We start from the raw sequence: 252 nt of genomic DNA on the forward strand, positions 1-252 counted from the left end.
GAGCACCGCTTAACTTGTTTAAGCAAATCAAACTTTAAATTGAAGAGTTTGATCATGGCTCAGATTGAACGCTGGCGGCAGGCCTAACACATGCAAGTCGGACGGTAGCACAGGAGAGCTTGCTCTCCGGGTGACGAGTGGCGGACGGGTGAGTAATGTCTGGGAAACTGCCCGGTGGAGGGGGATAACTACTGGAAACGGTAGCTAATACCGCATAACGTCTTCGGACCAAAGTGGGGGATCTTCGGACCT

The 252-nt window shown here is 52.0% G+C and carries 1 rRNA gene; it reads left to right on the forward strand.

The features are described from left to right. Window positions 1-36: 36 nt before the first annotated feature. Window positions 37-252, forward strand: a 16S ribosomal RNA gene (locus SB775_RS31895); the annotation flags it as partial.

The sequence above is a fragment of the Peribacillus sp. SIMBA_075 genome, from assembly GCF_046534585.1.